This is a genomic window from Methylobacterium sp. J-030, assembly GCF_022829545.1.
GTDB lineage: Bacteria > Pseudomonadota > Alphaproteobacteria > Rhizobiales > Beijerinckiaceae > Methylobacterium.
This window is the reverse complement of record NZ_JAKSYM010000240.1, coordinates 1-896: the sequence shown is the minus strand read 5'-3', so window position 1 is coordinate 896 and position 896 is coordinate 1. Positions and strand designations below refer to the sequence as shown.

Below are 896 nucleotides of genomic sequence, written 5' to 3'. Positions count from 1 at the left end.
CGCGTCTATCAATGCGCAAACACAAAGCCATTGATCACGAATAGAACGCCAGCGAATGCCTGGGAACGCCCACGGACTATACTTGTGGATATTAGACAATTTGACGGATCCGCCCTATATTTAGCAGATCACAGTCGAGCGGTCGAATGTCGTTCCAAGCTCAACCTGCAAGTCCTCGCTCCCCCAAGCAGCGTTCTGCGCTCGCCAACGGCAGCCGGCCGTTCCTCGTGACCGTGCCGGGCAGCACCGAGGCGGCCAGACACTACAAGTCCGTGTTGGACGAGGTGGAGGCCGAGCGCGGCGGCAAAGCCGCCATGAGCGTCACTCAGCGCGAGGCGGCCCGTGCCTATGCTGGGTTGGCAGTCGAGTTGGCCAAGCTGCACGCGGCCATGGCCAGCGGCCAGAACGTGGATCTGGAGGCCCTCGGCCAGATCGGCGACCGGATGGACCGGCAGGCCCGCAGGATGGGCCCTCCGAAGGCTCCTGAGCGTCCTGGCGTCCGTGAGCGCTACGCGAGGCGCCCGGCATGAACCCGGCCTGTCGCCCCCTCTGCACGATGCGGGAGGCCCTGGCCGATCCCGCCATCTTCGGGGAGATCCTGCCGGGCGAGACCTGGGCGCCGTGGCGCGCCATCCTGACCGCGTCCAGGGGCGAGGTGCTCACCGCCGGCGAGCGGGCGATCTTCACCGACCTGACGCGCCGCGAGCGCGAGCCTGAGCGTCCGGTGGCCGCGTTGTGGGGTAGCGTGGGCAGCCGCGGGGGCAAGTCCCCGGCCTTCCGCGTTCTGGGGCTCTGCCTCGCGGGCCTGGTCGTCCCGTGGACGGGGGTTGGGGCATCTGGGGCCGGCGCGGCGTCAAGTCCGGCGCCTTCAGCGTCTTGGGCGCCTACCTCGCCGG

1 protein-coding gene and 1 pseudogene are annotated in these 896 nt (G+C 68.5%); both read left to right on the top strand.

Annotation, left to right across the window (positions count from 1 at the left end; genetic code table 11):
• Window positions 1–146: 146 nt before the first annotated feature.
• The gene (locus MKK75_RS17635) at window positions 147–530 is read left to right on the top strand and encodes an NAD(P)/FAD-dependent oxidoreductase (protein WP_244043839.1); all 384 of its coding nucleotides are present in this window, start codon (window positions 147–149) and stop codon (window positions 528–530) included.
• Window positions 527–896 (top strand): annotated as a pseudogene (locus tag MKK75_RS17630) (hypothetical protein); the annotation flags it as partial. The gene MKK75_RS17635 and the pseudogene MKK75_RS17630, both read left to right, overlap by 4 nt.

What these genes read in the sequence shown, in the direction of transcription:
- MKK75_RS17635 (WP_244043839.1), top strand. Translation starts at nt 147, where the DNA reads ATGTCGTTCCAAGCTCAACCTGCAAGTCCTCGCTCCCCCAAGCAGCGT.